We start from the raw sequence: 25945 nt of genomic DNA on the forward strand, positions 1-25945 counted from the left end.
ATTTCTTACAGTCACCGAAGTATAACCAGCTTGATACAACTGTAGGTCGGATAAGTGCGTCAGGCGTCACACTTGGCCGTATTGCTGCCCATGTCGCAGCCAGCGATCAAGCAACGGGCTGACATGCTCCGGCCAGCGCTCCAGCAGGGCTTGCGCCGCATCGCGCACGGCGGGCAGCAGGTCGGCGTCGCGCATCAGGTCGGCCACTTTGAATTGCAGCAGGCCGGTCTGGCGCGTGCCGAGCATTTCACCGGGGCCGCGCAGTTCGAGGTCTTTTTCGGCGATGACAAAACCGTCGTTGGTTTCGCGCATGATGCCCAGGCGCTGGCGGCCGATCTGTGAAAGCGGCGGATGGTAGAGCAGCACACAGTGGCTGGCCGCGCTGCCCCGGCCGACCCGGCCGCGCAACTGGTGCAGTTGGGCCAGGCCCAGGCGTTCGGGGTTCTCGATGATCATCAGGCTGGCGTTGGGCACGTCCACGCCCACCTCGATCACGGTGGTGGCGACCAGTAGCTGCAGGTTACCAGCCTTGAACTCGGCCATGACCGCGGCTTTTTCCACCGGTTTCATGCGCCCGTGGATCAACCCGACCTTGAGTTCGCCCAAGGCGCTGGTGAGGTCTTCATAGGTGGTTTCGGCGGCCTGGCAGGTCAGCTCTTCGGATTCTTCGATCAGCGTGCACACCCAGTAGGCCTGGCGACCTTCGGCACAGGCGCCACGCACGCGCTCGATCACTTCGACGCGACGCGTGTCGGTGACCAGCACGGTGTTGACCGGGGTACGGCCGGGCGGCAGCTCATCGAGGATCGAGGTGTCGAGGTCGGCGTAGGCGCTCATGGCCAGCGTGCGCGGGATCGGCGTGGCGGTCATGATCAGTTGGTGCGGGTTCATGCGGCCACCCACGCCCTTTTGGCGCAGGGCCAGGCGCTGTTGCACGCCGAAACGGTGTTGTTCGTCGATGATCACCAGGGCCAGGTTTTTAAACTTCACTTCGTCCTGAAACAGTGCGTGGGTGCCCACCACCATCGGGGCGCCGGCGGCGATCTGTTCCAGCGCGGTTGCGCGGTTCTTGCCCTTGAGCTTGCCGGCCAGCCACGCCACTTCCAGGCCCAGCGGTTCAAGCCAGCGCTTGAACGTGATGAAGTGCTGCTCGGCAAGGATCTCGGTGGGAGCCATCAGTGCCACTTGATAACCGGCTTCCAGCGCCTGCAGGGCGGCGAGGGCGGCGACCACGGTTTTGCCCGCGCCCACGTCGCCCTGGATCAGGCGCAGCATGGGCTCCTTCTGGCTCAGGTCGTAGGCGATTTCATTGCCGACCCGCTGCTGGGCACCGGTCGGCGCAAAGCCGAGGTTGGCCAGGTATTGCGCAGGCAGGCGCGTGGCCTTGGGCATGGCGGGCGCGCGCAGGGAGCGCATGCTCTCGCGCAGCCGTTGCTGGGACAATTGGTGAGTCAGCAGTTCTTCGAAGGCCAGGCGATGCTGGGCCCAATGGTGACCGAGGGCCAGTTCGTCGACATCGGCGTCGGCGGGTGGGTGATGCAGGTAGCGAATCGCATCGTCCAGCGGCGCCAGTTGATAATCGCGGGCCAGTTCCAGCGGCAGCCAGTCGGGCAGGCTCTTGGGGCCGAGCATGGTCAGGGTCTGCATGCACAATTGGCGCAAGCGCTGCTGGGTCAGGCCTTCGGTGAGCGGGTAGATGGGCGTTAGCGTGGTGTCGACCGGTGGCGGTTCGTCGCCGGTGATGGCGCGGTATTCCGGGTGGTAGATCTCCAGGCCGGAGGCGCCGGGGCGTGCTTCGCCGTAGCAGCGTACGCGCGTGCCGCGCTTGAGGCCGTCCTTCTGCGCGTTGCTGAAATGGTAGAAGCGCAGGCTCAGGCCGCCGGTGCCGTCCTGCAGGCGCACGACTAAACTGCGGCGCTTACCCATGACCACGTCGGCACCGCTGACGGTGCCTTCGACCACCGCGTCCTGCCCGGGGCGCAACTGGCCGATGGGCACCACGCGAGTGCGGTCCTGATAGCGCAGGGGCAGGTGGAACAGCACGTCCTGGAGGTTTTCCAGGCCGACCTTGGCCAGCTTTTCGGCCATGGCTTCACCGACACCCTTGAGTGCGGTGACCGACACCTGTGACAGCTCAGTCATACCGTTGATCAGCTCGCAGCAGGCGGCTTGGCCACCGAGCACAGGCGGATCGAGTCGGCGAGGATCTCAATGGCTTTTGGTCGCGGGAAGCTCGCACGCCAGGCGATTGCCACCGTGCGGAACGGCACCGGCGGCGTGAGTGGGCGCACTTCGATCACGCCGGGGGCGTAGTGATGGCTGTCGACTGCCGACAGCGGCAGGATCGAAATGCCCAGGCCGGAGGCAACCATGTGGCGAATGGTTTCCAGCGAGCTGGATTCCACGGTGGTGTGCTTGGCGCCGTCGTTGCCCTTGGTCAGGGTCGGGCAGGCTTCCAGCACCTGGTCGCGGAAGCAGTGGCCTTCGCCGAGCAGCAGCAGGCTCTTGTCGTTGAGCAGGCCAGCGTCGATGGTGTCTTTCTGCGTCCACGGGTGGGAGGCCGGCATCAGTACGTAGAACGGCTCGTCGTAGAGCGGCAGGGTCAGCACATCCGCTTCATTGAACGGCAGAGCGATGATGATCGCGTCCAGCTCGCCGTTGCGCAGTTTGTCGCGCAATACGTGGGTGAAGTTTTCTTCAATATACAGCGGCATCTGCGGCGCGACGCGGTGCAGTTGCGGGATCAGGTGCGGGAACAGGTACGGGCCGACGGTGTAGATCGCGCCTACTTTCAGCGGTGCGGTCAGCTGGTTCTTGCCGGCCTGGGCCAGTTCGCGAATGCTTTGGGCTTGTTCCAGTACCTTCTGGGCCTGGGCAACAATGCCTTCGCCCACTGGGGTGAGGCGCACGGCGCTTTTGCTGCGCTCGAAAATCAGCACACCGAGTTCGTCTTCAAGCTTTTTCACGCCCACCGACAGCGTCGGCTGGCTGACGTGGCAACGCTCGGCCGCGTGGCCGAAGTGCTGCTCTTGGGCGAGGGTAACGATGTAGCGTAATTCTGTAAGAGTCATAGCGGGCGTCCATGAGGTTGCGGGCCAAGCATACCGGCTGCAATCGATAGACGCACGTTATCAGAACTTTGGTGGGGATTGAGCGGGGAATAGACGGGATTTTTCGGCTGCGATGAAACCAAATGTGGGAGGGGGCTTACCCCCGATAGCGGTAGATCAGTCGACTTTCCTTGACTGACACACCGCCATCGGGAGCAAGCCTCCTCCCACATTAGTTACTCTGTGCCTTTACCGGCGACGCTTCTCGATGTTGTACACGAACGGTGCAACGATCTCGATGCTGCCGCCTTTGAGCATATCGCTCGGCGGCTTGGGCAGCGGCTGGGCACGACGGATCATGTCCAGGGTGGCGCGGTCCAGGTCAGCGTTGCCGGAGCGGCCCACCAACTCGTAGGACAGCACGTTACCGTCGGCATCCACCACGAACTTGAGGCGGTTCAAGCCTTCCTTGCCACGGGCCTGGGCGCCTGGCGGGTACTTCTTGTACTTCTGCAGGTGCGCGAGCAGCGAACCTTCCCAGGACGCTTTGGCAGCGATCTGTTGTGGCGATGGCCCTGGCACCGGTTGAGCCGATTTTTCAGCCGGCGCCTGGGTTGGCGGGGCGTCGCTCGGCGGCTCCTCGGAAGGTTTCTCCTTGGGCGGCTCGACCTTCTTCTCCACAGGCTTGGGCGGTTGCGGCTTTGGCTTGGGCTTGACCGGCTTGGGCACCTGGATCGTTGGCTTGGGCGCCTCGGCCAGTTTCGGCAAAGGCAACTCTTCCACCGGTGCAGGCGGTTGTGGCGGCGTTATGACCTTGGGCGGTGCCGGAGGCGGCGGCGCAGGCATCGGCGCCAGGTCGATGACCATGGCGGCCGGCGGCAACTGCACCGTGCGCGGCGCCGACCAATGGAGCGCGATGGCAATCGCGACGGCATGCACGCCCAGCACGACGGCGAGGCTGGTGCCATAACGCGTCAGTTTGTGGCGCGTCGTGATCATTTTTTGGCTGCCGTCTCGAGTCCGACCAGGCCTACCTTGAGGTAGCCGGCTGCCCGCAGGGCATCCATCACGCTCATCAGGTCACCGTAGTCCACGCCCTTGTCAGCCTGGAAGAAGATCGTCGTGTCTTTCTTGCCTTGGGTCTTGGCGTCCAGCACCGGCCCCAGGGTTTCAGCTTTGACTTCTTCTTCGCCCAGGAACAGGCGTTGGTCCGCCTTGACGCTGAGGAAGATCGGTTTCTCTGGCCGTGGCGCCGGCTTGGCGCTGGAGGCGGGCAGGTCGACCTTGATGTCCACGGTCGCCAAGGGTGCCGCCACCATGAAGATGATCAGCAGCACCAGCATCACGTCGATGAACGGCGTGACGTTGATTTCGTGGTTCTCGACGAGTTCGTCGTCGCCTTGATTCAAATGCAGGCCCATGGCCGATTACCCCACTTTCACCATGTGCGGTTGCGAGCTGCGCTCGGTAGGCAGGTGGTCGAGGTCGCGGCTGACCAGCAGCAGGACTTCCGCCGACGCGTCCGATACCTGAGCCTTGTAGCCGGCAATCGAACGGGCGAAGACGTTGTAGATCACCACCGCAGGAATCGCTGCAACCAGGCCCAGGGCGGTTGCCAGCAGGGCTTCGGCGATGCCGGGGGCAACGACGGCAAGGTTGGTGGTCTGGGTTTTGGCGATGCCGATGAAGCTGTTCATGATGCCCCATACGGTACCGAACAGGCCGACGAAGGGGGCGGTGGAACCGATGGTTGCCAGCACGCCGGTGCCGCTGCTCATGTTACGGCCGCAGGCTGCGACCAGGCGCTCAAGACGGAACGCTACACGCTCCTTGATGCCTTCTTTTTCGCGGGTGTTGGCCGACAGGCGCATTTCTTCCAGCGCGTCGTGCACCAGGGTGTTGGCCAGGGTGCCCTTGCGGGTTGCCGTCTCGCTGGCTTCCTTGAGGGTGGTGGCCTTTTTCAGGTGGACGATCTCGTTGCGCAGACGACGCTTGGCGCCCAGCAGTTCGAAGCCCTTGGCGATCCAGATGGTCCAGGTGATGATCGAGGCGATGGCCAGGCCGATCATCACCGCTTTCACCACGACGTCAGCGTTCTGGTACATGCCCCATGGCGACAGGTCGTGGGCCATGCCCAGGGTGTTGTCTTCTTCCAGTACCACGCCGGTATCGTCGGCGGGGGCGGCTGGGTCTGCAGCCAGGGCCGGGTCGGTGGCTGCGGGTGCAGCGGCTGGAGCCGCAGTGCTTTGCGTGGCAGCCGGCGCAGTAGCCGGTGCGTTGGCGTCAGCGAATGCGGCGGTCGGTGCCAGCAGTACGCTGAACAGCAGCGCAGCAATCGCGCGCCAGGCGCGGGAAGGGCTGTGAAGCTTGGTTGGCGAAGCGGGGGTTGTATTACGTGTCATGCTGGCCGGACCTGAGAGAAAAAATGAGTGATCGTCCTTCCAGACCCAGGGGGCCGAGGACAAATGGGCCGTTATTATTGCAAGTAATTCTTGTTAACAGAAGTAATACAGTAACTTTATTTGTCGTTTTTCTGGCCGCTGGTCACCTGTGACGGCTAATCTAGACCTTTGAGAACGGAGTTTTGTGATGTCTGCGCCTTCTGTTGTAATTGCCGGTTGCGGCGATGTGGGTAGTCGGCTGGCTAGCCAATTGCTTGCCTGCGAATGGGAGGTTCACGGCCTTAGGCGTGATATTTCACGCCTGCCCGGCGGGGTGATCGGCATTGCCGGTGACCTGTTCAACAAGGATTGCCCCGACACCTGGCCGATCGGCGCGGTGGATTACCTGGTGTACTGCGCCGCTGCCACGGACCACGACGAGGCCGGCTATCGCGCCGCGTACGTGCAAGGGCTCAAGCATGTGCTGGAATGGCTGGGCGATTATGGCCAGGCGCCTAAACATCTACTGTTTGTGTCCAGCAGCAGCGTCTATGGGCAGCAGAACGGGGAGTGGGTCGACGAAAACTCCGACACCATCGCCAAGGGTTATTCCGGCCAGGTCATGCTCGAAGCTGAGCACGTGGCGCTCACCAGTGGTATCCCGGCAAGCGTTGTGCGCCTGACCGGCATTTATGGCCCAGGCCGCGAATGGCTCCTGACCCAGGTCCGACAAGGCTATCGTGTGGCCGTTGAGCCGCCTTTATATGGCAACCGGATTCATGCAGATGATGCGGCGGGTTTGCTGGCGTTTTTGCTGCGTCATGTGGAGCAGGGCGGTGCGTTGGACAAGGTCTACATCGGCGTCGACGATGCGCCCGCGCCACTGGCCGAAGTGGTGGGCTGGTTGCGCGAGTACCTGGGGGTGACCGAGTGGTCCGAAGACGCCAGTGTGCGACGCGCGGGCAGCAAGCAATGCAGTAATGCGCGGATCAAGGCGCTGGGTTGGGTGCCGACCTACCCGACTTATCGCGAAGGCTACGCGGCGATCCTGAAAGGCTGAAACGCAGTCCAAAAATGTGGGAGCGGGCTTGCTCGCGAAAGCGGAGTGTCAGTCACTGAATGTGTTTCTGATACAACGAATTCGCGAGCAAGCCCGCTCCCACATTTGAATTCGGGTGAGGCTGTTTATTGCTTTTCAAGCAGCCATTGGCGAGGGCCCGGTGTAAATGAGGGCACTTCGTCCGCCTGGGCGGTGTTGATCGCCTGGAAGATTTCCAGCTGCTTGCCTTTGCGAGTAAAGATCCACGGGTTGCCCTGGCCGTTCAATTGCAGCCAGATGCTGTCGTAGCCGCCGCTCATTGAGGCGCAGTCGCCCGCCAGGCACAGCGAGTACTGATCAACATTGGGCAGGCCTGCGACCTTGCCGTTAGCCTGGAACTGTACGATGGCGCCGTTACCGAAGCCGTCGGTGATCTTCCAGTCGCCTCCCATATAGGCCGCGTACAGCGCGCGCTCGAAATTGGCGCCGATGGGTGCGCCTTCCGGGGCTGGGTCTTTGGCGCGGGAAAACAGCTGTTCAGGCTCATTGTCGTTGGCCACTTGCAGCAGTTGTTTGCCCTTGCGCTTGAGTTCAGTGGCAGAGCTGCCGTAGAAGTCCACGCTCCAGGCGCCGGATTGTTCGCCGAGCAACTTGCCTTCAGCCACTTCAAAACCGTTGTAGTAGCGTGCCTGCGAAGCCTTGGTGTTGACCTCCCATTCAAGGGTCGGCCCAAAGGACTGCAGGGCTTCACGCAAAGGGCCGCCCTTCGCTGCCGCGTTGATGGCGACCTGGTTGATCCAGGTGCCGCTCACGTCCCGGTCGGCAGGGTTGCTGGCGCAGCCGCCGAGCAGCAGGGCGAGCAACGAAGAGGCTACAAGCGCTTTGCGCATGATGAAATCCTTCTGAAACGAAGTCGGCGCAGCCTGTGTGGGCTGCGCCGGGTGTTTTACTCGATGACCAGAATCGCGTCCATCTCAACCTGCGCGCCCTTTGGCAGGGCGGCAACGCCGATGGCGGCGCGGGCTGGGTAGGGCTGTTCGAAGTACGTGCCCATGATCTCGTTGACCTTGGCAAAGTGGCTCAGGTCGGTGAGGAAGATGTTCAGTTTGACGATGTCCTTGAACGAACCACCGGCGGCCTCGGCGACCGACTTGAGGTTTTCGAAAACCTGTATGGTTTGTGCTTCGAAGCCTTCAACCAGTTCCATGGTCTTTGGGTCCAGCGGGATCTGGCCCGACATGTAGACGGTGTTACCGGCCTTGATTGCCTGGGAGTAGGTGCCGATGGCAGCCGGGGCCTTGTCGCTGGTGATAACGGTCTTGGTCATGTATGACTCCTTGTAATGGATGGGTTATGCACGCATACGGGTGATGCGGATGACCCCGGTCAAGGCGCGCAGTTTCTTGATCACGCGGGCCAGGTGCACGCGGTCGTGCACGCTGACCACCAGCTGGACCACGCTGATGCGGCCATCGCGCTCGTCCATGCTGATTTTTTCGATATTGCCGTCGGCCGCGTTGACGCTGCTGGCCAGCAGGGCGATCAGGCCACGCTGGTGCTCCAGCTCGACCCGCAGCTCGACGTTGAATTCGCCGGTGACATCCTTGGCCCACGAGAGCTGGATGCATTTTTCCGGGTTGTGGCGGATTTCGGTGATATTGCGGCAGTTGTCCAGGTGCACCACCATGCCTTTGCCCGCCGACAAGTGGCCGACAATCGGGTCGCCCGGGATCGGCGTGCAGCACTTGGCGTAGCTGAGCACCAGGCCCTCGGTGCCGCGAATCGCCAGCGGGCCTTCCGGGCTTGGCAGCTGTTCGCCTTCGCCAAGCAGGCGACGGGCGACCACATAGGCCATGCGGTTGCCCAGGCCGATATCTTCCAGCAGGTCTTCGATGGTTTCCTGGCGATACTCGTGGAGCATTGCCTGCACGCGTTCTGTAGGAATCTTGTCCAGGGCACTGTCGAAACCGTTAAGCACCTTGTTCAGCAAGCGTTCGCCAAGGCTGATCGACTCGGAGCGGCGCTGCAGTTTGAGTGCGTGGCGGATGTGTGTCCGCGCTTTGCCGGTGACCACAAAATTGAGCCAGGCCGGGTTCGGGCGTGCGCCGGGTGCGCTGACGATTTCGACCGTGGAGCCGCTTTGCAGCGGCTCGGACAGCGGCGCCAGGCGCCGATTGATCCGGCAGGCAATGCAACTGTTGCCGACGTCGGTGTGCACCGCGTAGGCAAAGTCAACCGCCGTGGAGCCCTTGGGCAGCTCCATGATCCGGCCTTTGGGCGTGAACACATAGACCTCGTCCGGGAACAGGTCGATCTTCACGCTTTCGATGAATTCCAGGGAGTTGCCGGCACGTTGCTGCATTTCCAGCACGCCTTTGACCCACTGGCGGGCGCGGGCGTGGGTGCCCTTGGGCTGCTCATCGCCGGTGGACTTGTACAGCCAATGGGCAGCGATGCCGTTATTGGCCATCTCTTCCATTTCGCGGGTGCGGATCTGGATCTCGATCGGCACGCCATGCATACCGAACAGCGTGGTATGCAGCGACTGATAGCCGTTGGCCTTGGGAATCGCGATGTAGTCCTTGAAGCGACCCGGCAGGGGTTTGTACAAATTATGTACAGCGCCCAGCACGCGATAGCAGGTGTCGACCTTGTCGACGATGATCCGAAACGCGTAAACGTCCATGATCTCGTTGAAGGCCCGGCGCTTGCCACGCATCTTCTTGTAGATGCCGTAGATATGCTTCTGCCGCCCGCTGACTTCGCCTTCGATTTCGTCGATCGCCAGGCAGTGGCTCAGCGACTCTTCGATCTTGTTGACGATTTCCTTGCGGTTGCCCCGAGCGCGCTTGACCGCCTGGTAGATACGCGCCGAGCGCATCGGGTGCATGGCCTTGAAGCCGAGGTCTTCGAATTCGATGCGAATGGCGTGCATGCCCAGCCGGTTGGCGATGGGCGCGTAGATTTCCAGGGTTTCCTTGGCGATGCGCCGGCGCTTCTCGCCCGAAAGCACTTCCAGCGTGCGCATGTTGTGCAGCCGGTCGGCCAGCTTGACCAGGATTACCCTGATGTCGCGGGCCATGGCCATGGCCATCTTCTGGAAGTTTTCTGCCTGGGCTTCGGCCTTGGTCTCGAAGTTCATCTGGGTCAGTTTGCTGACCCCGTCGACCAGTTCGGCCACGGTTTCGCCAAATTGCGCGCTGAGCGCTTCCTTGGCAATGCCGGTGTCTTCGATCACGTCATGCAGCATCGCGGCCATCAGGCTCTGATGGTCCATGTGCATGTCGGCCAGAATATTTGCCACCGCAAGAGGATGCGTGACATACGCCTCGCCACTGCGGCGGCGTTGGCCGTCGTGGGCTTGTTCGGCGTAGAAATACGCTCGGCGGACCAGGTTGACCTGGTCTGGGCCGAGGTAGGTCGATAAGCGATCGGCGAGGGCGTCTATGCTCGGCAAAGGATTGACTCCTGCCGCGGCCGTTGACTCCGCGCCGTGCTACGTCGACCAGGCATAGGCTTAGACGGCCTCGTTGGACTCGTCCTCGAACGCTGCAAACAGCGGTTCGTCTTGAACGATTTCCTGCTCGGCGATGAACTCGTAGCTCATCAGGCCTTCAGCGATTTCGCGCAGGGCAACAACGGTAGGCTTGTCGTTTTCCCACTGGACCAGGGGCTCTTTGCCGCCAGTGGCCAGTTGACGGGCACGCTTGGTAGAGAGCATGACCAGCTCAAAGCGGTTATCCACGTGTTCTAGGCAGTCTTCAACGGTTACGCGGGCCATGGTATTCCTCGGAGCGAATGCAAGATGCGCGCTGCCCGGTTGGGCGAGCGGACTAAACAGTTTAAAAAATCACCAGCGTTTAGGGAAGCGCTGATTTTTCCCAGGCCCTCGCAAAACCGCTACAAGTGCCAATGTAAGGCCCTTGCAGCTGTTTTGGGAAGAGCCAATCAGCCAAGCAGTTCGGCGAGTAATTTGCCGAAACGTTGCTGTTGGCGCTTTTGCTGGAGCTGATTGGTGCGGAAAATCGCCTTCAAGTCATCCAGCGCGTGGGCAAAATCGTCATTGATGATCAGGTAGTCGTAGTCGACGTAGTGGCTCATTTCGCTGACTGCTTCACGCATGCGGCCTTCGATGATCTCGTCGCTGTCCTGGCCACGGTTGGTCAGGCGCTGGTGCAACGCTTCCAGCGATGGCGGCAGGATAAAGATCGAGCGGGCCTTGGGCATCAGCTGGCGCACTTGCTCGGCGCCCTGCCAGTCGATCTCCAGGATCAGGTCGTGACCTTCATCCAGAGTCTGTTGCAGGTGGCTTTGCGAGGTGCCGTAGAGGTTGCCGAAGACTTCGGCGCGCTCGAGGAAGTCGCCGTGTTCGATCATCTTCACGAACTCGGTGCGCTCGACGAAGTGATAGTGCACGCCGTTCACCTCGCCCGGGCGCATGGCGCGGGTGGTGTGGGATACCGAGATGCGGATCTGCTCGTCAGCGTCGGTCAGGGCCTTGACCAGGCTGCTCTTGCCCGCGCCCGAAGGGGCGGAAATGATGTAAAGGGTGCCGGTGCTGTGGGTCATGGAAGTTGCCTTACTCAATATTCTGTACTTGTTCGCGCATTTGCTCGATCAACACTTTGAGGTTGACCGCAGCCGTGGTGCTGCGCGGGTCAAATGCCTTGGAGCCGAGTGTATTGGCTTCGCGGTTGAGTTCCTGCATCAGGAAGTCCAGGCGCCGACCGGCGGCACCGCCGGACTTGAGCACGCGGCGTACTTCGAGGATGTGGGTGCTCAAGCGGTCCAGCTCTTCGGCGACGTCGCTTTTCTGCGCCAGCAGCACCATTTCTTGCTCCAGGCGCACGGGGTCGAGGTCGGCCTTCATGTCAGTGAAACGATCGAGCACCTTCTGGCGCTGGGTAGCCAGCATCTGCGGGACCAGCTCGCGCAGGGTGACCACGTCGGCTTCGATCGAGGTCAGGCGCTCGTTGATCAGGCGGGCCAGCTCGGCGCCTTCGCGCTCGCGGCCGGCCTTGAGCTCCTTCAAGCCCTGGTTGAACAGGGCGAGGGCTTCGGCATTCAGGGCTTGCGGGTCGCTGGCATCGGCTACCAGCACGCCTGGCCAGGCCAGCACTTCCAGCGGGTTGAGCGCGGCAGGTTGCTTGATCAGGCCGGCGATGGTTTCGGCGGCGGCGACCAGCTGCGCGGCGCGGTCGCGGTCGACCTGCAGCGGTTTGCCGGTGGTTTCCTCGGTAAAGCGCAGGGTGCATTCCAGCTTGCCGCGGGAGATGCCCTGGCGCAGCGCTTCGCGCACGGCGCCTTCGAGGTCACGGAAAGATTCCGGCAGGCGCAGGTGCGGCTCCAGGTAACGGCTGTTGACCGAGCGCAGTTCCCAGCTCAGGGTGCCTTGGGCGCCGGCTTTTTCGACGCGGGCGAAGGCGGTCATGCTGTGCACCATGGAGGTACCTCGCGTTGCAGTCCCGCAAATACGGGCTGATGGTTAAGAAGGCGCAGGATTGTAGCGCAGTGGGGCGGGCGCGCCCAAACTGGACCATTCGTAACCGAATTTTTTAGAAGTGCCCCGAATCGGCTCACGGCTCTATAATGCTCGGCAGTTTTTCGTCCTCAGTACAGGTACCCCCTATGAAACGTCCAAGTGGTCGCGCTGCCGATCAGCTCCGCTCGATCCGCATCACCCGCAACTACACCAAACACGCCGAGGGATCCGTACTGGTCGAGTTTGGCGATACCAAGGTTATCTGCACCGTCAGCGTCGAAAACGGCGTGCCGCGGTTCCTTAAAGGCCAGGGCCAAGGCTGGTTGACTGCCGAATACGGCATGTTGCCGCGCGCCACTGGCGAGCGTAACCAGCGTGAAGCCAGCCGTGGCAAGCAAGGCGGGCGCACCCTGGAAATCCAGCGCCTGATCGGCCGTTCGCTGCGTGCGGCGCTGGATATGTCCAAGCTGGGCGACGTGACCCTGTATGTCGATTGCGATGTAATCCAGGCCGACGGCGGCACCCGTACTGCCTCCATCACCGGTGCCATGGTGGCGCTGGTCGATGCGCTGAAAGTGATCAAGAAGCGCGGCGGCCTGAAAGGCGGCGACCCGCTCAAGCAGATGATCGCCGCTGTGTCGGTCGGCATGTATCAGGGCGAGCCAGTGCTGGACCTGGACTACCTGGAAGACTCGGCCGCCGAGACTGACCTGAACGTCGTCATGACCAGCACCGGTGGTTTCATCGAAGTGCAGGGCACCGCCGAAGGCGCGCCATTCCAGCCGGCGGACCTGAACGCCATGCTGGCCCTGGCCCAGAAAGGCATGACCGAGATCTTCGAACTGCAGAACGCCGCTTTGGCCGACTGAACCCGCCTCAAGGAGACGCGCCATGAGTGGCAACCAGATGCCAGTGCCTACGCCTTCCTACGAAGTGCGTCAGGGGGCCATGTTGTGTCATCTCGCGGCGTTTCTGGGGTTTGTGTTCCCCTTTGGAAGTGTCGTGGGGCCGTTGATCCTGTGGCAGATGAAGAAGGAAGTGGACCCGTTCATTGATGATCAGGGCAAGGAAGCCCTGAACTTCCAGATCACCGTGGCCATCGCCTGGATAGCCTGCATCGTGCTGGCGTTTGCGGTGATCGGCTTTTTCCTGATGATCGCCCTGGCCATCGCCACCGTGGTGCTGACCATCATTGGCAGCATCAAGGCCAACAAGGGGATTGTTTATCGCTATCCCTTGACCTGGCGGCTGATCAAATAATGAGCGCCCACAAAAAAACCGACAGCGATGTCGGTTTTTTTGTGCCTGGGAAAAGACCTTATATGGTCAGTGTCCAGTCGTAGTCCACGATCAGCGGCGCGTGCTGCGAGAAGCGTGGCTGGCGCGGCAGGCGTGCGCTGCGAACGAACCGGCGCAGGCCAGGGGTCAGCAGCTGGTAGTCGAAACGCCAGCCCAGGTTGAGCATCTCAGCCTGTTCATTATCTGGCCACCAGCTGTACTGGTCGCCTTCACGGCTGACTTCGCGCAGGGCATCTACATAACCCATATTGCCGACAATCTCGTCCATCCAGGCCCGTTCCGGCGCCAGGAAGCCCGGGGATTGCTGGCTGTCGCGCCAGTTCTTGATATCCAGCTTCTGTTGCGCCACGTAGAGCGAGCCACAATAAATGTACTCGCGACGTTTGCGCCGCTGTTTATCCAGATAACGGGCGAAGTCGTCCATTAGCTTGAACTTCTGGTTCAAGTCTTCATCGCCGTTCTGCCCCGAAGGGAGCAGCAAGGTCGCGATGCTGACCTTATCGAAATCGGCTTGCAGGTAGCGCCCGTAGCGGTCGGCTGTCTCGAAGCCGAGGCCGCTGATGACCGCCTTGGGTTGCAACCGCGAGTACAAAGCCACGCCACCTTGGGTGGGCACTTCGGCATCGCAGGCATAAAGGAAGTAGCCATCCAGTTGGAAGGCTGGGTCGTCCAGTTCAAAGGCGGAGGCGCGGGTATCCTGCAGGCAGATGACGTCGGCATTCTGGGCTTGCAGCCAACTGAGCAAACCACGCTCGACTGCAGCCTGAATACCATTAACGTTCACACTGATGATCCGCATAAATGGCCCCAAAAATCGCGTGCGTGTATGATACACGCCGTCTACCTAATTAGCTAAATCCGTGGTATCTGAGGCTTTTTTCATGCAGGCGTATCAACGCGATTTCATTCGTTTTGCCATCGATCGCGGCGTTTTGCGCTTCGGTGAGTTCACTTTGAAGTCCGGGCGCACCAGCCCGTACTTCTTCAATGCAGGCTTGTTCAACTCGGGTTCGGCCCTGGCTCAGCTGGGTCGTTTCTACGCGGCAGCCATCGTTGAAAGCGGTATTTCCTTCGACGTGCTGTTCGGCCCGGCCTACAAGGGTATTCCCCTGGCCGCCGCTACCGCCGTGGCTTTGGCTGAACATCACGGGCAGGATTTGCCGTGGTGCTTCAACCGCAAAGAGGCCAAGGCTCACGGCGAAGGCGGCAGCCTGGTCGGCGCGCCGCTTACCGGTGATGTGCTGATCATCGACGACGTGATCACCGCCGGCACGGCGATCCGAGAAGTGATGCAGATCATCGCTTCCCAGGACGGCGCCAAGGCGGCCGGTGTGCTGATCGCGCTGAACCGCCAGGAGCGTGGCAACGGTGAATTGTCGGCGATCCAGGAAGTCGAGCGTGATTTCGGCATCCCGGTGGTGAGCATCGTGTCGTTGAACCAGGTATTGCAGTTCCTGGAAGATGATCCGCAGCTCAAGCAGCATCTGCCGGCGGTGCGTGCGTACCGTGAGCAGTTCGGCGTCTGACACAGAGCCCCCTTGTGTGTGAGGGCTAGTGTGGGAGGGGGCTTGCTCCCGATGGCGGTGTATCAGTTGGTATTTTCAGCACTGACCCACCGCTATCGGGAGCAAGCCCCCTCCCACATTTGGATCACCGCAAGGCTCAAGTTAATCGCCTGTATAAAAAAGCCCCGCTCAATCAGATTGAGCGGGGCTTTTTTGTTTGCAGCGCTTACGGACGCTTGCGGTTGCTGATCAGCGTGCCCACACCGGTGTCGGTGAAGATTTCCAGCAGGATCGCATTCGGCACCCGGCCGTCGAGGATCAGCGAGCTACCGACGCCGCCTTGCACTGCTTCCAGCGCGCAACGGATCTTGGGCAGCATGCCGCCGTAGATGGTGCCGTCGGCGATCAGCTCGTCTACTTGCTGGGTGGTCAAGCCGGTCAGCACCTTGCCTTCCTTGTCCATCAGGCCGGCGATGTTGGTCAGCAGCATCAGCTTTTCAGCTTTGAGCGCTTCGGCCACCTTGCCCGCCACCAGGTCGGCGTTGATGTTGTAGGACTCACCGTTGGCACCCACGCCGATCGGCGCGATCACCGGAATGAAGTCGCCTTTGACCAGCAGGTTCAGCAAATCGGTGTTGATGCCGATTACTTCGCCTACCTGGCCGATGTCGATGATTTCCGGCTGGGTCATTTCCGGCGTCTGGCGGGTGACCGTCAGTTTTTTCGCGCGGATCAGCTCCGCGTCCTTGCCGGTCAGGCCGATGGCGCTGCCGCCGTGACGGTTGATCAAGTTGACGATGTCTTTGTTGACCTGGCCGCCGAGGACCATCTCCACCACGTCCATGGTCTGCGCGTCAGTGACGCGCATGCCATCAATGAAGTGACTCTCGATCGACAAGCGCTTGAGCAGGTCGCCGATCTGCGGGCCGCCGCCGTGAACCACCACGGGGTTGATCCCCACGGCTTTCATCAACACGATGTCACGGGCAAAGCCGGTTTTCAGCTCGTCGCTTTCCATGGCATTGCCGCCGTACTTGATCACCAGCGTCTTGCCGACGTAGCGTCGAATGTAAGGCAACGCTTCGGACAGGACCTTGGCGGTGTTGGCAGCGGCTTCGCGTTCGAGGGTCATTCAGGGCTCCGGTAAAAAATCAGAACGGTAATTGGAGATCAGGGGCAACACGTTTCAACTGGGCGTGGAACACGTCCTTGATGCGCTGCAACTCAGCCTCGGTATCCGCCTCGAAACGCAGCACCAGCACCGGTGTGGTGTTGGACGCGCGCACCAGGCCCCAGCCTTTGGCGTAATCGACTCGCACACCATCAATGGTGGTCAGGTTGGCGCCTTCGCCCCATTGCGCATCGTGCAGTGCGTCAATGATGCTGAATTTGCTCTCCTCGGTCACATGGATATTGATCTCTGGCGTAGAAATATCATTCGGGAAGGTCTGAAACAGCTCTTCGGCGGTGGATTTTTCTTTGCTGAGGATCTCCAGCAGGCGTGCGGCGCTGTAAATGCCGTCGTCAAACCCGAACCAGCGCTCCTTGAAGAACACGTGGCCACTCATTTCACCGGCCAACAGGGCGCCGGTTTCCTTCATTTTCTTTTTGATCAACGAGTGACCGGTCTTCCACATTAGCGGACGACCGCCATATTCCTTGATCAGCGGGGTGAGGCGGCGGGTGCACTTGACGTCGAAAATGATCTCGGCGTTGGCATTGCGCGCTACCACATCGCGGGCAAACAGCATCAGCAGGCGGTCCGGGAAGACGATCTCGCCGGTTTCGGTCACCACGCCCACGCGGTCGCCGTCACCGTCGAAGGCCAGGCCGACGTCGGCCCCGGTTTCCTTGACCTTGGCGATCAGGTCCACCAGGTTTTCCGGCTTGCCCGGGTCCGGGTGGTGGTTCGGGAAGTGGCCGTCCACGTCGCAGAACAATGGGATCACTTCGCAGTTCAATGCTTCGAGCAGTTGCGGGGCGATCACGCCGGCCGCGCCGTTGCCGCAGTCCACCACCACTTTGAGGCGGCGCGCGAGCTTGACGTCGCGGGTGATCTCATCGGAGTAGCGCTGCAGGATGTCGACTTTGGTGATGCTGCCCTTGCCGCTGGTCAGGTCGTTGGTCTTGAGGCGGGTATGCAGGGCCTGGATCTGTTCGTTGGCGAGAGTGTCGCCGGCGATGACGATTTTGAAGCCGTTGTAGTCCGACGGGTTATGGCTGCCGGTGAGCATCACCCCGGATTTGCCGGCCAGCACGTTGGCGGCGTAGTACAGCGCAGGCGTTGGCACCAGGCCCACGTCGCTGACGTGGCAGCCGCTGTCGGCCAGGCCCTGGATCAGTTGCTCCACCAGCTCCGGACCGGACAGGCGACCGTCACGGCCGACCGAAACGTTCGGCTCGCCCTGGGCCAGGCTCTGGGAGCCGATGGCGCGGCCAATCCAGTAGGCGGTTTCGGCGGTCAGGGTCTTGGGCACTACGCCACGGATGTCGTAGGCGCGAAAGATGCTGTCGGGGAATGTCGGGGCTACTCGGGCTGCGGTACTCATCGCGGGGGGAAACTCCATCTGAAGGGGGCAAGGCTGGCCTTAAAGTGGCTGACCGGCAGGCTCAAACTGAAGGGTATGACGACGTTTTCGGCAGAGAGTTCGTGGTGCAAAAGTGCCATCGGAGTGCTGGCTCCGCCTTGGCGATCGCGTAATGCATTGATTTCATTGGTGAAATCTCGCTGAGAAAATCCGCGCATTCTTCATCCTGAAAAGCCTTGCGGGGGCGTCGGGCCGGGTAAAAGTACCCGGCCAGATTCAGCTTAGTCAGTGACTGCCGGAATGCCCAAAACCGCCTGCGCCGCGCTGGGTTTCATCGAACTCCTCGACCAGCTCGAAGTGCGCCTGTACCACTGGCACCAGTACCAACTGGGCAATGCGCTCGCCGACGGCGATGTTGAAGGCGGTCTGGCCACGGTTCCAGCACGACACCATCAGCTCGCCCTGGTAGTCCGAATCGATCAGGCCCACCAGATTGCCCAGCACGATGCCGTGTTTGTGGCCCAGGCCGGAGCGCGGCAGGATCAACGCCGCCAGGCCCGGATCGCCGACGTAGATCGACAGGCCGGTTGGAATCAGCAGGGTCTGGCCCGGCTCAAGCACGGTGTCTTGCTTGAGCATGGCGCGCAGGTCGAGGCCGGCGGAACCCGGGGTGGCGTAGGCCGGCAATGGGAATTCGGTGCCGATGCGTGGGTCGAGGATCTTGGCTTGCAAAGCGTGCATGGAAATTAAACCTGGTTCAGCCGTTGGGCGATAAAAGAGATCAGTTGGCGGGCAATTTTGCCCTTGCTGGTCTGGGCGAAAAGGGTGGCGTGCAGCTCGCGGTCGATCACGCTGCAGGCGTTTTCCTCGCTGTTGAAGCCGATGCTCGGGTTGGCGACATCATTGGCAACGATCAAGTCGAGGTTTTTGTCTTTCAGTTTGCGTGCGGCGTAGTCCAGCAGGTGTTCGGTCTCGGCGGCAAAGCCGACGCTGAACGGGCGGTCCGGACGCGTGGCGATGGTGGCCAGGATGTCCGGGTTGCGCACCATTTGCAGGAGCAGGCCGTCACCGCTTGTAGGGTCTTTCTTGAGCTTTTGCGGGGCCACGACTTCCGGGCGGTAGTCTGCGACCGCTGCCGAGGCGATAAACAATTCGCAGGGAATGGCTGCCTCACAGGCCGCCAACATGTCCCGGGCGCTGACTACGTCGATTCGCGTGACGCGATCAGGGGTCGGCAAATGCACTGGGCCAGTGATCAAGGTGACGCGTGCGCCTGCCTCAACCGCCGCTTCGGCCAGGGCAAAGCCCATTTTTCCTGAGCTATGGTTGGTGATGTAGCGCACCGGGTCGATGTTTTCCTGGGTCGGGCCGGCGGTAATCAGCACGTGCTTGCCGGTCAGGGCCAGGTGCTGGAAGCATTCGGCGGCGCACAACGCCAGGTCGGTGGCTTCGAGCATGCGGCCCATGCCCACGTCGCCGCAGGCCTGGCTGCCGGATGCCGGGCCGAACACTTTGAGGCCACGACTTTGCAAGAGCTGAGTGTTGGCCTGGGTGGCCGGGTCGCGCCACATGGCCTGGTTCATGGCCGGGGCGATGGCGACGGTGGCGTCGGTGGCCAGTACCAGGGTCGTCAGCAGGTCATCGGCGATGCCTTGGGCCAGGCGCGCGATCAGGTCGGCGGTGGCCGGGGCAATCAGCACCAGGTCGGCCCATTTGGCCAGCTCGATATGGCCCATGGCAGCTTCGGCCGCCGGGTCCAGCAGGTCCAAGTGAACCGGGTGCCCGGACAAGGCCTGCATGGTCAGCGGCGTGATGAATTCACTGCCACCACGCGTCATGACCACGCGCACTTCGGCGCCCTGGTCCAGGAGCCTGCGGACCAGCTCTGCGCTCTTGTAGGCGGCAATGCCGCCGCCAACGCCGAGAACGATGCGTTTCCGATACAGACGCTGCATTGGTTTGCCTTTCCAGTTCAGTGATGCCAGTTCAGTGACGCCTGCGATGCCCCCTCCCCAGGGGAAATCGCATGCAAAAAAGAGGGCCTACGATAACACAGCGTCCGTCCTGCAACAGCGGCGCACATGGCGCCCATAGAGAGGGAGGTGAGATGAGTATTCGCGATTGGCCTGTAGCAGAGCGGCCGCGGGAGAAGCTTCTGGAGTGGGGGGCGGCGAGCCTGTCGGATGCCGAATTGCTGGCGATCTTCCTGCGTACCGGCGTGTCCGGCTGGAGCGCGGTGGACCTGGCGCGTCATTTGTTGGCGCAGTTTGGCGGCCTGCGCCCGTTGCTGGAGGCCAGCCAGACACTGTTCAGCCAGCAATTGGGCCTGGGGCCGGCAAAGTTTGCCCAGTTGCAGGCGGTGCTGGAGATGTCCCGGCGCCATATGGCCGAGCGCTTGCGCAATGACTCGGTACTGGAAAGCCCGGTGGCTGTGCGTGATTACCTCAAGGCGCTGTTGCGCCATGAGCCCCACGAGGTATTCGGCTGTCTGTTCCTTGACTCAAGGCACCGCGTGCTGGGCTTCGAGGCATTATCGGAGGGCACCATCGATGCCGCCATGGTGTACCCACGGCAAGTGGTCAAGCGCGCACTGGCCTATAACGCGGCGGCGTTGATCCTGTGCCACAACCATCCTTCGGGCAGCCTGGAGCCGAGCGCAGCTGATCGAAAATTGACCAAAATCCTGCAAAAGGCCCTGGAGGTCGTGGATGTGCGGGTGCTGGACCACATTATCGTGGGCGATGGCGACCCGCTGTCGATGGCGGAACACGGATGGATGTAGCCCCGCCATACGGCGGGGCGGGGGCTCACGGCTTGGCGCTGACCTTGGAGAAGTCCTGGCGCCCGAACGGGCTTACCTGGTAGCCCTCGACGTTTTTGCGGGCCAACGCAAACGCCGTCGGGTGCGCCAGCGGCAGCCACAGCGCCTGCTGCTGGATCTGCGCCTGGGCCTGCTGATACAGCTTGCTGCGCACGCCTTGCTCGCTGGTGGTCTTGCCGGCGCTGATCAGCTTGTCCAGCGCCGGGTCGCAATAGCGGGCGAAGTTGGTGCCGGATTTTACCGCCGCGCAGGAGAACTGCGGGGTCAGGAAGTTATCCGGGTCGCCGTTGTCGCCAGCCCAGCCCATGAACAGCAGGTCGTGTTCGCCGGCTTTGGCGCGACGGATCAGCTCGCCCCATTCGATCACGCGGATCTCGGCCTGGATGCCGACTTTGGCCAAGTCCGCTTGCAACAGTTGCGCACCGAGGTTCGGGTTGGGGTTCAGCAGGCTGCCGGTAGGGCGCGTCCAGATGGTGGTCTTGAAGCCTTCCTTGAGCCCGGCGCGGTCGAGCAGCGCCTTGGCCTTGGCGAGGTCCTGTGGATAACCCGGCAACTCCTTGGCGTAGCTCCACGTGTTGGGCGGGTAAGGACCGTTGGCGGCTTCGGCGGTGCCTTCGAATACGGCCTTGAGGTAGCTGGCCTTGTCGAAGGCCAGGTTGATCGCCTGGCGCACTTCGGGCTTGTCCAGCGGCGGGTGCTGGCTGTTGATGGCCACGAAGGCGGTCATGAAGGCGGCGGTTTTTTCCACCTTGAGCGCGGAGTCTTTTTCGGCTTCGCCGACGTCCAGAGGCTTGGGCGACAGGGCAATCTGGCACTCATCGCGCTTGAGTTTCTGCAGGCGCACGTTGGCGTCCGGGGTGATCGCGAAGATCAAGTTATCCACAGCCGGTTTGCCGGCGAAGTAGTCCGGGTTGGCTTTGTAGCGCACCACGGCATCTTTCTGGAAACGGCTGAAAATGAACGGCCCGGTGCCGATCGGCTGGCTGTTGAGCTTCTCCGGCGTGCCGGCCTTGAGCAGTTTGTCGGCATATTCGGCTGGGTAGATCGAGGCAAAGCCCATGCTCAGCGCCGCGAGGAAGGTGGAGTCGGCGTGGTCCAGGGTAAAGCGCACGGTCAGTGGGTCGAGGGCGTCGATCTTCTTGATCAGTGTGGGCAACTGCAGGGACTGCGCATGGGGGAAGCCGCTCTGGGCGATCTTGTGCCATGGATGAGCCGGGTCGAGCATGCGTTCGAAGCTGAAGCGCACGTCTTCTGCGGTCAGGGTGCGGCTCGGGGTGAAATACTCGGTGCGATGGAATTTCACGTTCGGGTGCAGCTTGAAGGTGTAGGTCAGGCCATCTGCCGAGACGTCCCAGCTGTCCGCCAGGCTGGGCACCAGTTTGCCGCGGGCCGCGTCGTAATCCACCAGGCGATTCATCAGCACATCGGCCGAGGCGTTGGTGGTGGTCAGCGAGTTGTATTGCACCACGTCGAACCCTTCGGGGCTGGCCTCGGTGCAGACGCTCAGGTTGCTGGCGGCAGAGGCCAGCGGGGCGATAAAGAAAGGGGCTAGCAATAGCGGTAGGGCAGCGAGGCGCATGTTGGGGTTCCTTTGCAGATCGAAGGCCCATCTGCGAGTGCAGTCTGGAAAAAGCCTACCGTAGTGGTCTGTTTGACAAATGACTAGCCCATTTTTGCCTGTGCTTTTGCTCCAAATGCTGTTTTGATGGCGCCTCAGCGCGTTTCGCCGTGCGCATCACTGCGCGGGCGGGTGCTGTAAATCATTCTGTGCGACGAGCGGTCGGCTGTGACAGCGGCCCCTCCTGGCAACGGTTCGCGCGTCTATCGCCGATATTTACGGTGGTAAAAACACACAGGCTGTTGTTGCACTGGGGTCTTTCTGGTATAAAGCAGCGCTCTTTTCTAGGGGCCCGGTTCCTTCACTGTAGGTGTAGCCGGTAAGACCCTTAAAGAAACGCGGCGCCTGGCGCCAAATGACTGAGAGATTAAGCGGCCAACCCATGCCGGGTTGGGCATGTGGTTTTAGAGGGCTGAGGCATGTCGAGAGTCTGTCAAGTTACCGGTAAGGGTCCGGTGACTGGGAATAACATTTCCCACGCAAATAACAAAACCCGTCGTCGTTTCCTGCCGAACCTGCAGCATCACCGCTTCTGGGTTGAAGAAGAGAAACGTTTTGTTCGCCTGCGTGTATCTGCCAAAGGCATGCGTATCATCGACAAGCGCGGCATCACTGTCGTGCTGGCCGAAATCCGCGCCGCTGGCAAGATCTAAGGAGCTTTATCATGCGTGAATTGATTCGAATGATCTCTAGCGCCGGTACTGGTCACTTCTACACTACCGACAAGAACAAGCGTACTACCCCGGACAAGCTCGAAAAGAAAATGTTCGACCCGCGCGTTCGCAAGCACGTGATCTACAAAGAAGGCAAAATCAAGTAATTGATTTTCCTCCTTGTGAAAAAAAGCCCGTCTCTCACGAGTCGGGCTTTTTTTTGCCTGCGATTTGCTGATCAGGCTTTCTGTTCGAACACCACGTAGATCTTGCGGCACGGCTCGAGCACTTCCCAGGTGCCGCTGAAACCTGCGGGGATGACGAAACGGTCGCCGGCGCGCAAGGTCTTGGCGTTACCCTCGGCGTCGCGCAACACAGAAACACCCTGCACAATTTCGCAGTACTCATGCTCGGTGTAGTTGACCTTCCACTGCCCGACTTCACCTTCCCAGACCCCGGCGCTCATCTGGCCGCACGGACTGTTGTAATGGTTGTAGAGGGTTTGCTCGGGGTCACCCTTGAGGATTTTTTCTGCAGCAGGGCGGTAGCGATCTGGGGCGGTGCTGGCTTGGCTGAAGTCGACGATGTCCTGGATGCTCATGTGCGTGTCCCGTCTGGCCTGCGGTTGGAGAGCCCAAAGTCTATGTTTATTAAAATGAACATCGCAAGGGCGTTTTCTGGGGTTATGTCAAATATATTGAAACACCCCCAGCCGCTGGTTTAGGGTGGCAGCTGCCTTGAGCCGAACTGCAGGCTGGCCGGGCAAAGAATTCTTTGAGGCTGCCGGGGGACATCACCTGGCCCTTGTATTCAATTAGCGGAGGACACTCGCATGACCACCCTGACCCGTGCCGACTGGGAACAACGCGCCAAGGATCTCAAGATCGAAGGCCGCGCCTATATCAATGGCGAATACACCGCCGCCGTTTCCGGTGACACGTTCGAATGCATCAGCCCGGTCGATGGCCGTCTGTTGGCCACCGTTGCCAGCTGTGACGCCGCCGACGCCCAGCGCGCCGTAGAAAATGCCCGCGCCACCTTCAATTCCGGTGTCTGGTCGCGCCTTGCGCCGGCCAAACGCAAAGCCACCATGATCCGTTTCGCCGCGCTGCTCAAGGCCAACGCTGAAGAGCTGGCGCTGCTTGAAACCCTGGACATGGGCAAACCGATCAGCGATTCCCTGGGTATCGACGTTCCCGGCGCAGCCAATGCCCTGAGCTGGAGCGGCGAGGCCATCGACAAGATCTATGACGAAGTCGCGGCCACCCCGCACGATCAACTGGGCCTGGTGACCCGCGAGCCGGTCGGCGTTGTCGGCGCCATTGTGCCGTGGAACTTTCCGCTGATGATGGCCTGCTGGAAGCTCGGCCCGGCGTTGTCCACGGGTAACTCGGTGATCCTCAAACCGTCTGAAAAATCCCCGCTGACCGCCATCCGCATCGCGGCCCTGGCCGTTGAAGCCGGTATTCCAAAAGGCGTGTTCAACGTGCTGCCGGGCTACGGCCACACCGTGGGCAACGCGCTGGCGCTGCACATGGACGTCGATACCCTGGTGTTCACTGGTTCCACCAAGATCGCCAAGCAGTTGTTGATCCGCTCCGGCGAGTCGAACATGAAGCGCGTGTGGCTGGAAGCGGGCGGCAAGAGCCCGAACATCGTGTTCGCCGACGCCCCGGACCTGCAAGCCGCCGCCGAATCCGCCGCCAGCGCCATCGCCTTCAACCAGGGCGAAGTCTGCACCGCCGGTTCGCGCCTGCTGGTGGAGCGCTCCATCAAGGATAAATTCCTACCGCTGGTGATCGAGGCCCTCAAGGGCTGGAAGCCTGGCAACCCGCTGGACCCGGCGACCAACGTCGGCGCCTTGGTGGACACCCAGCAGATGAACACCGTGCTTTCGTACATCGAAGCCGGCCACGCTGACGGCGCCAAGCTGGTGGCGGGCGGTAAACGCACGCTGGAAGAAACCGGCGGCACCTACGTGGAGCCGACGATTTTCGACGGCGTGACCAACGCGATGAAAATCGCCCAGGAAGAGATCTTCGGCCCCGTGCTGTCGGTGATCACTTTCGACAGCGCCGAAGAAGCCATCGCCATCGCCAACGACACCCAATACGGCCTGGCCGCAGCAGTGTGGACGGCGGATATCTCCAAGGCGCACCTCACCGCCAAGGCCCTGCGTGCCGGTAGCGTGTGGGTCAACCAGTACGACGGCGGCGACATGACCGCACCGTTTGGTGGCTTCAAGCAGTCGGGCAACGGTCGCGACAAGTCGCTGCATGCGTTCGACAAGTACACCGAACTCAAGGCGACCTGGATCAAGCTTTAAGCAACACCGCAGGCAAATGTGGGAGGGGGCTTGCCCCCGATAGCCGTGGGTCAGGCACTAACAGTGCTCACTGACCCACCGCTATCGGGGGCAAGCCCCCTCCCACACTGTTTTGTGTGTACTCAAGAATTATCCACAGGAGCGTGGCAATGCGTTGGGCGACTTACTTCGCCGTGTTGGCCTCGGTACTCAGCGTCGGCCTGGCCCTGGGCGTCAGCATGCCGCTGGTGTCCTTGCGCCTGGAAGGCTGGGGCTACGGCAGTTTCGCCATTGGCGTGATGGCGGCCATGCCGGCGTTTGGCGTGTTGCTGGGCGCAAAAGTCTCCAGCCGCATGGCCTCATGGTTGGGCACTGCCAAGCTGATGCGCTTGTGCCTGTGGGCGGGGGCGGTGTCCATCGGCTTGCTGGCGATTTTGCCCAGTTACCCGGTGTGGCTGGTGCTGCGGCTGATGATCGGGGTGATCCTGACCATTGTGTTTATCCTCGGCGAAAGCTGGATCAACCAGTTGGTGGTCGAGCAGTGGCGTGGTCGCCTGGTGGCCTTGTATGGCTGCAGTTACGCCTTGAGCCAGTTGTCGGGGCCGTTGCTGCTGGGCTTGATCGGCACCGAGCATGATTACGGTTTCTGGGTCGGGGTAGGCCTGCTGCTGGTCGCGCCGTTTTTGCTGCTGGGGCGCTCCGGCGCTCCGAGCGCCGAGTCTTTCAGCGTGACCTTCGCGCAACTGTGGCGCTTCTGCCTGAGTTTGCCGGCGATTGCCTGGGCGGTGGCTTTGTTCGCGGCATTCGAAGCCATGATTCTGACGCTGCTGCCGGTGTATTGCCTGCAACAAGGGTTTACCGCCGAGGTCGCCCTGGCGATGGTCAGCACGGTGGTGGTCGGTGATGCGTTGCTGCAACTGCCCATCGGCGCGTTGGCGGATTACCTGCCACGGCGCACCTTGTTCCTGAGTTGTGCGCTGCTGTTGCTGGGCTCGAGCCTGGCGATTCCGGTATTGATGCACACGCCATTGATCTGGCCGGTGTGGGTGCTGTTCGGCGCCAGTGCCGGTGGGTTGTTTACCTTGTCGTTGATCCTGATCGGCGAGCGCTACCGCGACGATGCACTGGTGCGCGCCAATGCGCATGTGGCGCAGCTATGGGGCATCGGGTGCCTGATCGGCCCGCTGGTGGCGGGCGCGGGCAGCCAGTGGATCAGTGGGCATGCACTGCCGTGGCTGATGGCGGCGGGGGCGTTGGGGTTGGT

26 protein-coding genes and 1 pseudogene are annotated in these 25945 nt (G+C 61.5%); 9 read left to right on the forward strand and 18 right to left on the reverse strand.

Annotation, left to right across the window (positions count from 1 at the left end; translation table 11 throughout):
* Positions 1-66: 66 nt before the first annotated feature.
* From recG to exbB, 5 genes are all read right to left on the reverse strand, one after another.
* Positions 67-2142: an ATP-dependent DNA helicase RecG gene (gene recG, locus GIW02_RS04330; RefSeq protein WP_236411551.1), complete on the reverse strand. Its 2076-nt coding sequence runs from the start codon at positions 2140-2142 to the stop codon at positions 67-69.
* 8 nt (positions 2143-2150) lie between these two features.
* Positions 2151-3071, reverse strand: coding sequence for a hydrogen peroxide-inducible genes activator (locus GIW02_RS04335; protein ID WP_015886540.1), 921 nt, complete (start codon positions 3069-3071; stop codon positions 2151-2153).
* 228 nt (positions 3072-3299) lie between these two features.
* Entirely contained in the window at positions 3300-4049 is a 750-nt protein-coding gene (locus GIW02_RS04340) for an energy transducer TonB (protein WP_236411552.1), read from the reverse strand.
* Positions 4046-4471 (reverse strand): TonB system transport protein ExbD, encoded by a 426-nt coding sequence (gene exbD / locus GIW02_RS04345; protein WP_003195519.1) that lies wholly within the window; start codon positions 4469-4471, stop codon positions 4046-4048. The genes GIW02_RS04340 and exbD overlap by 4 nt, the downstream gene beginning before the upstream one ends.
* Positions 4472-4477: 6 nt before the next feature.
* Positions 4478-5452, reverse strand: coding sequence for a tonB-system energizer ExbB (exbB, locus tag GIW02_RS04350; protein WP_236411553.1), 975 nt, complete (start codon positions 5450-5452; stop codon positions 4478-4480).
* A gap of 187 nt (positions 5453-5639) precedes the next feature.
* On the opposite strand from exbB, the gene GIW02_RS04355 reads away from it, so the two are divergent.
* Positions 5640-6491, forward strand: coding sequence for an SDR family oxidoreductase (locus GIW02_RS04355; protein WP_236411554.1), 852 nt, complete (start codon positions 5640-5642; stop codon positions 6489-6491).
* Between the two features lie 125 nt (positions 6492-6616).
* Here the strand turns inward: GIW02_RS04355 and GIW02_RS04360 are convergent, their stop codons facing one another.
* The 6 genes from GIW02_RS04360 to GIW02_RS04385 form a co-directional block, all read right to left on the reverse strand.
* Complete coding sequence (locus GIW02_RS04360; protein ID WP_236411555.1) at positions 6617-7360, reverse strand: hypothetical protein; 744 nt, start codon at positions 7358-7360, stop codon at positions 6617-6619.
* A 56-nt stretch (positions 7361-7416) separates the two neighbouring features.
* The gene (locus GIW02_RS04365; protein WP_236411556.1) at positions 7417-7797 is read right to left on the reverse strand and encodes a RidA family protein; all 381 of its coding nucleotides are present in this window, start codon (positions 7795-7797) and stop codon (positions 7417-7419) included.
* 24 nt (positions 7798-7821) lie between these two features.
* A complete protein-coding gene (spoT, locus tag GIW02_RS04370; protein ID WP_236411557.1) occupies positions 7822-9927 on the reverse strand; it encodes a bifunctional GTP diphosphokinase/guanosine-3',5'-bis pyrophosphate 3'-pyrophosphohydrolase in 2106 nt (701 codons plus the stop codon).
* 60 nt (positions 9928-9987) lie between these two features.
* Positions 9988-10251 (reverse strand): DNA-directed RNA polymerase subunit omega, encoded by a 264-nt coding sequence (gene rpoZ / locus GIW02_RS04375; RefSeq protein WP_060753671.1) that lies wholly within the window; start codon positions 10249-10251, stop codon positions 9988-9990.
* Between the two features lie 167 nt (positions 10252-10418).
* Positions 10419-11039: a guanylate kinase gene (gene gmk / locus GIW02_RS04380; protein WP_010168203.1), complete on the reverse strand. Its 621-nt coding sequence runs from the start codon at positions 11037-11039 to the stop codon at positions 10419-10421.
* Between the two features lie 10 nt (positions 11040-11049).
* On the reverse strand, positions 11050-11913 hold the full coding sequence (locus GIW02_RS04385; protein ID WP_236411559.1) for a YicC/YloC family endoribonuclease: 864 nt from the start codon (positions 11911-11913) through the stop codon (positions 11050-11052).
* A gap of 185 nt (positions 11914-12098) precedes the next feature.
* On the opposite strand from GIW02_RS04385, the gene rph reads away from it, so the two are divergent.
* Together rph and GIW02_RS04395 are read left to right on the forward strand one after the other, a co-directional pair.
* A complete protein-coding gene (gene rph, locus GIW02_RS04390) occupies positions 12099-12821 on the forward strand; it encodes a ribonuclease PH (protein WP_003213280.1) in 723 nt (240 codons plus the stop codon).
* Positions 12822-12843: 22 nt separating this feature from the next.
* Positions 12844-13212, forward strand: a complete 369-nt coding sequence (locus GIW02_RS04395; protein WP_236411561.1) for a DUF4870 domain-containing protein — start codon at positions 12844-12846, stop codon at positions 13210-13212.
* A 58-nt stretch (positions 13213-13270) separates the two neighbouring features.
* Here the strand turns inward: GIW02_RS04395 and GIW02_RS04400 are convergent, their stop codons facing one another.
* Positions 13271-14050, reverse strand: a complete 780-nt coding sequence (locus GIW02_RS04400; protein ID WP_003195493.1) for an exodeoxyribonuclease III — start codon at positions 14048-14050, stop codon at positions 13271-13273.
* A gap of 82 nt (positions 14051-14132) precedes the next feature.
* Here GIW02_RS04400 and pyrE point away from each other — a divergent pair, with 82 nt between their 5' ends.
* Positions 14133-14777 (forward strand): orotate phosphoribosyltransferase, encoded by a 645-nt coding sequence (gene pyrE / locus GIW02_RS04405; protein ID WP_003195489.1) that lies wholly within the window; start codon positions 14133-14135, stop codon positions 14775-14777.
* A 205-nt stretch (positions 14778-14982) separates the two neighbouring features.
* Here pyrE and argB read toward each other — a convergent pair whose 3' ends face one another.
* The 4 genes and pseudogenes from argB to coaBC all read right to left on the reverse strand — a co-directional run bounded on the left by argB (position 14983) and on the right by coaBC (position 19239).
* Positions 14983-15888: an acetylglutamate kinase gene (gene argB, locus GIW02_RS04410; RefSeq protein ID WP_015886532.1), complete on the reverse strand. Its 906-nt coding sequence runs from the start codon at positions 15886-15888 to the stop codon at positions 14983-14985.
* Positions 15889-15907: 19 nt separating this feature from the next.
* Positions 15908-17329, reverse strand: a pseudogene (locus GIW02_RS04415) (phosphomannomutase/phosphoglucomutase); the annotation flags it as partial.
* A gap of 240 nt (positions 17330-17569) precedes the next feature.
* On the reverse strand, positions 17570-18025 hold the full coding sequence (gene dut / locus GIW02_RS04420; RefSeq protein WP_236411563.1) for a dUTP diphosphatase: 456 nt from the start codon (positions 18023-18025) through the stop codon (positions 17570-17572).
* A 5-nt stretch (positions 18026-18030) separates the two neighbouring features.
* Positions 18031-19239, reverse strand: coding sequence for a bifunctional phosphopantothenoylcysteine decarboxylase/phosphopantothenate--cysteine ligase CoaBC (gene coaBC, locus GIW02_RS04425; protein ID WP_236411564.1), 1209 nt, complete (start codon positions 19237-19239; stop codon positions 18031-18033).
* 152 nt (positions 19240-19391) lie between these two features.
* Here coaBC and radC point away from each other — a divergent pair, with 152 nt between their 5' ends.
* Entirely contained in the window at positions 19392-20066 is a 675-nt protein-coding gene (gene radC / locus GIW02_RS04430) for a RadC family protein (protein WP_236411565.1), read from the forward strand.
* Positions 20067-20091: 25 nt separating this feature from the next.
* Here radC and GIW02_RS04435 read toward each other — a convergent pair whose 3' ends face one another.
* A complete protein-coding gene (locus GIW02_RS04435) occupies positions 20092-21684 on the reverse strand; it encodes an ABC transporter substrate-binding protein (RefSeq protein WP_236411566.1) in 1593 nt (530 codons plus the stop codon).
* A gap of 458 nt (positions 21685-22142) precedes the next feature.
* On the opposite strand from GIW02_RS04435, the gene rpmB reads away from it, so the two are divergent.
* Both rpmB and rpmG read left to right on the forward strand, forming a co-directional pair.
* Positions 22143-22376 carry a 50S ribosomal protein L28 gene (gene rpmB / locus GIW02_RS04440; RefSeq protein ID WP_003176907.1) on the forward strand — a complete coding sequence of 78 codons (234 nt, stop codon included), beginning with the start codon at positions 22143-22145 and terminating at the stop codon, positions 22374-22376.
* 11 nt (positions 22377-22387) lie between these two features.
* Positions 22388-22543 carry a 50S ribosomal protein L33 gene (gene rpmG / locus GIW02_RS04445; protein ID WP_003176906.1) on the forward strand — a complete coding sequence of 52 codons (156 nt, stop codon included), beginning with the start codon at positions 22388-22390 and terminating at the stop codon, positions 22541-22543.
* A 71-nt stretch (positions 22544-22614) separates the two neighbouring features.
* On the opposite strand, the gene GIW02_RS04450 is transcribed toward rpmG, so the two are convergent.
* A complete protein-coding gene (locus tag GIW02_RS04450; protein ID WP_122774527.1) occupies positions 22615-22977 on the reverse strand; it encodes a cupin domain-containing protein in 363 nt (120 codons plus the stop codon).
* A gap of 231 nt (positions 22978-23208) precedes the next feature.
* Between GIW02_RS04450 and GIW02_RS04455 the strand changes: the two genes are divergently transcribed.
* Together GIW02_RS04455 and GIW02_RS04460 are read left to right on the forward strand one after the other, a co-directional pair.
* Complete coding sequence (locus GIW02_RS04455; RefSeq protein WP_236411567.1) at positions 23209-24702, forward strand: aldehyde dehydrogenase; 1494 nt, start codon at positions 23209-23211, stop codon at positions 24700-24702.
* A gap of 149 nt (positions 24703-24851) precedes the next feature.
* A partial coding sequence (locus tag GIW02_RS04460) for an MFS transporter (protein WP_236421782.1) occupies positions 24852-25945 on the forward strand: 1094 nt, incomplete at its 3' end.

It is taken from the genome of Pseudomonas syringae (assembly GCF_021606685.1).
In the GTDB taxonomy this organism is placed as follows: domain Bacteria; phylum Pseudomonadota; class Gammaproteobacteria; order Pseudomonadales; family Pseudomonadaceae; genus Aquipseudomonas; species Aquipseudomonas syringae_R.